At 44.2% G+C, this 4,424-nt stretch carries 3 protein-coding genes; all 3 read left to right on the forward strand.

Annotated features, from left to right (window positions below; all coding sequences use genetic code 11):
• Nucleotides 1-192, forward strand: a 192-nt coding sequence (locus tag KDK19_RS05820; protein ID WP_257291534.1) for a hypothetical protein, incomplete at its 5' end; no start/stop codon positions are given.
• Between the two features lie 385 nt (nt 193-577).
• Nucleotides 578-880 carry a hypothetical protein gene (locus KDK19_RS05825; RefSeq protein ID WP_257291535.1) on the forward strand — a complete coding sequence of 101 codons (303 nt, stop codon included), beginning with the start codon at nt 578-580 and terminating at the stop codon, nt 878-880.
• Entirely contained in the window at nt 877-4,377 is a 3,501-nt protein-coding gene (locus tag KDK19_RS05830; protein WP_257291536.1) for an endonuclease/exonuclease/phosphatase family protein, read from the forward strand. The genes KDK19_RS05825 and KDK19_RS05830 overlap by 4 nt, the downstream gene beginning before the upstream one ends.
• Nucleotides 4,378-4,424 lie beyond the last annotated feature (47 nt).

The following is a 4,424-nucleotide window of genomic DNA, read 5'->3' on the forward strand; positions in this document are numbered from 1 at the left end:
CATCCTCAATTTTCTGCCATCCTCGCTACGGGCGCTATTCTCGGTCAGGCTCCTACCGACTGGAGGATGAGTAATGGATACAGGACAACAATATTTAATTCTGACTCTGGTCTTTGGGTTGCCTCTGTTTGCAGTTGCCATCTGGCTTACTGTTCGAAACAAAAAGCATTAACCCTGCACCCATCGCCCTGAAGCTGCTGCCTGAAAATCAGGTTCACATTCCATTTCGGTTGCAGGTCATTGGCAAACATCTTCAGAGTTGAACTTTGACCGCTCCCTGGCCAAAGAGGAGGGTAACGATCGCAGGACGGCTCTACCTTAAGGGCTGTTTGGTTCTGCCGGTGGAGGCTTCTTTGTAAGTCTGGTTGTTTTGAACCAGCAGTAGCCTATGAAGCAAGAAGCTCCTGCGTTCTTCGAAGGAGAGCAGTCACAATGAATAAATGAGCAGCTACTCAGTCTCTACTCCAAAACCACCTTTGACGTTAATCTGACTATTGTCTACTTTCAGCCAGTTGTTGAGAAATACTCTCGCACTTTCCTCCTCCCTAACTACCTCTGTTATTGTTGGTTTCCTTAAATGAAAAATCACTTTCTGAACCAACGGCTGCTGGTTAATATATGGAAAATTTATCTGCTAACTTTTCTTGTCTGGGCTTCTCTGGCTCGGGCAACACCTGCTTCGTCGGATTTTACCGCTACTTCAATTACTGCGGGGGGAGCTGAAAAGGCAAACTACCGGCTAACGACCCGCCTGTCAGCAATAGGTCCGGAGTCCGATAAGTTTATAGAAATCGCTTCAACCCCGGAAACCGTGGAAGTTAATGAGAGGCTTAACGATTCATCTGTTCGGAAAAAGAAAAAAAATCAGGCCAGGTTGTGAGTCTGCCAGGGTTTGCAGGACTGCCTTTACCAGAAGAAAAACGAGAGTCTGATCTATACAGAGGTGGTTATCTTGGTCAGGATGACGACGATAGCTTTAAACGCCCCCCTTACTTTCCAATTCAGAACAAAGGGGATTTTACCCTGACACTACTCCCGGTTTTGCGTATTCCCACCGACTGGCGCAACTACTTAAAGGGCAGTCATTGGTACCATTGGGTTATGGGCGAACCCGATCATGATTCAGGAGTGACGTTACACATCCGTTTTAATGATTCATCACCCACTGTGTTACACCTCAGCCAAGCGGAGTTTCGCCAGTTAACGGCATATCTGGGGAGTTCGCAACAGCTTCTGAAATGGCTTGCTCCCAAACTTAGAGGCAGAGAAGAATTTATTCACTTTCTTATGGATATGGCTGCAGGACTGTCTGTACAGGATGAAAACTCCCTTCAGCAAATTGAAAAGCAAATCGATACGCTGGCAGAGTGGCCGGATCATGAGTTTAACCTGGAGTTTGAGTGGGAGCAGCTGGAACAAACTTTGGCTGGTTCGGATAACTTTAAAGACATGACTATAACTCATGAACCCGATACGGAGACGGTCTATGAAGGAGAAGATATTAATAAACTCATTTATCAGACTATGTTTAGCTGGCTTAGAGGTAGCAAAAAAACCGGAGCAACAGGTAGTGGAAGTGGTAACAGGGAGGGTTCTGGTCAAGAGGGAGCCGGACGCTCTGGTATAGGTGGCAATGCAAAAGATGACGAAGGGAGCGAGAGATTTATATTGAATCTAATGCAACAAAGGAGCTCGAATGGCAGTCCTCCTACACTAAGGATTGTCTTTACTGGAGCGCAAAATGTTGGCAAGTCATCGCTGGGCAACCGGCTAATTGGCTGGGAGCCATTTAAAAGAACCGTTATTTACAATAAAAAGCCTGACCCTATCTACCGCTTTCAGGATGTGGAAATCAGGACTACAAAAGGTTATGGCCGCTCTGGTGGCGAAGAATACATAAAAAATGACTACCTTGGAGCTGAAAATATCGAGCAAAACGATGTCATTATCTTTTTATTTGACAAGGATCTGACTGGTTATGATCTTAGAGCTATCGAAGCATTAGTAAAAAATGGCAATAGAATTATTTTTGTTTGTAATAAGGTCGATACATGTACTGATAAGATAGGAGACAAAAAAGAAATAAAATCAGAGTTTAAGGCTAATTTAGAAGAAAATGGTATTCAGGATACTCCAAAACTTATTTTTACATGTTCCCAATCCAACAGCAAAAATGGAGAAGAAATAACAAAAACTAAAGAATTGGAAAAAGAAATTCTGTCTGTTCTGAAAACAGATGAAAAAGCGGTTTTTGAAAAATACTTAAAAACAAGGATGAGGCCTGATGAAAAAACCATCAAAATTTCGGAAGAAAGAATTGAAAAGGGGGTTAAGGAATATAATGGTCAATCATCTGGCATAGAAGAGATCAAAAATATTACAGTTGATGCTATTAAGGAAGGCATACATCCAGACATCATGGGTCCAGATAATGTTGATGAGTTAAATAGATTTAATGATTATTTTCAAAAAATTTCAGGGCATATTGAGAGTATAACGCGTGATGATGACCATAAGTTATTCCTTAGAGCATGTAATAATATTGTCAAAGTCGGCCTCCCAGAAGTAGCAGCGGGTGCTGCAGGTGCCACACTCGGTACAATCGGTACATTATTTGGACCACTGGGAACTGTTGCAGGTGTAATCATTGGATCACTGGTTGGAGTTTGTGTAGCCAGGATAACTAACCTTTTGTATCACCCACACTTCAATCTTCGTCCAAGATATTATGAAGAATGTAAGAAAGAAATCCAAAGCATCTTATATGAGAAAAGGGATGATGAATTAAGTCTATACCGAAAGAAAGTCTTTTCTGAAGATGGTAATACCTATGCCGACGACCCTGAGACAAAGAAAATTGAAAAAAAATACGAAGAGAAGGTTGATAAATTTTACACATGGGCTGATAAACTTCCGGAACACATGCGAAGCGCAACAAGTTTGTTTAGAGAACTGTTTGAGAAAATATTTCAACATTATCAAAGACTTTATGACGAAGCTTTTTTCGCAAAAACAAGTGTTACTTTTCTTGTACCATACGATGAAATTCGGTACATGAAAGAAATTTCCCTGATTCAGTCTGATGTACCCCCCGCCATTTATCAACCTGAGCGGGGCCTGCATTTGATGACCTATAATACTGGCCTGATGCCGTCCCATAATAAGAACGACCTGCGCTCAACACAGCAGCGCTATCGGAAGATTGCCGGGGCATTAACCCGCAATCCTGACATAACTCCTGATGTTGTCTGCTTCCAGGAGGCTTTTGTCCAACAGGCGACGGAGCAACTCTGTCAGGATCTCAAAGGTCACTACCATCATATCGTTCACAGTGTTGCCCCCCGAAAAACCGGATTGAACAGTGGTCTGGTCATTGCCAGCAAATATCCTGTAAAGGTGGCAACTTTCCGGCCTTTCACTGATCTGGTCGAAGAAGATCGGCGGATCAATAAAGGGCTACTGCGGATCGTGCTGGATCTCGGTAACGATAAGACTGCCGTGGTTTATAATACGCACCTTCAGGCCAGTGAGGGTCAACCCTATGAGGCGATTCGCTTTGACCAGTCGTATCAAATCAGAAAGTGGTTTGAGGAGGATAGCAGTAACGACAGGCGGAATAAGAGACACCATCATGGCACCTTCCTGATGGGAGACCTGAACTTTGCCCGGTCAGATGAGCAAAGATTATGTAATGACCCTGAGTATAATCACAACATGCAGGCACTGGGGAAGGATTTCTCTAACACTTACTACGATACCCATGATGAAGAAAATGATACCCGGCTGGTTGAGAGCAGCGAGTCATTTTTTGTCAATAGTGACCAGGCAACCATCAATCCGGAAGATCGTCGGGAGCCAGATGGGACAAGGTATCGCTGGCAAGAACACCCCGAGGTGACAAGGCGCTGTATTTATAACTACCAGCTGGTCTACGGGGACACTGAAAAAAAGTGGGCATCCCATACGGAAATACGTCAACTGTTGCTTGATGTCGATAATGATCTGGAAAGCGGGTTGTCTGATCATTTGCCGGTGTCGGTTATCTATCGGGAAGCGGAAGGATTTTCTGCTGCCATTGCTGGTCTGGAACCGGAGGATTATCCCATTTCGGAGGTCGTCAGGGAGCTGGTAGATAAACTGAAGCTTGCCTATGGTCATCAGCCCGGTAATCAGGTCAGTCAGAATGACATTGACCCAGAGTTCGCAGGCGTCAATCCCCTGCGTAATATTGCCGAACTCAGGGCTCAGTACAGAGGGGAACCTGAGATTATGAATGAGCTTAACCGGCTCGAAAAAAGGGTCAGGCAGAGTATGAATCCTGTTTCCGGAGCGTCAGGGTCGAACAGACATAATAGGCCGATCGTTGATAACCACTAGCAGCCTGTCGGACTTAAGCGTCCGTAGCGAGGATTGCAAGAAATTGA

Origin of the sequence: Endozoicomonas sp. ONNA1, from assembly GCF_024606325.1 — a bacterium.
Classification (GTDB): Bacteria; Pseudomonadota; Gammaproteobacteria; order Pseudomonadales; family Endozoicomonadaceae; genus Endozoicomonas_A.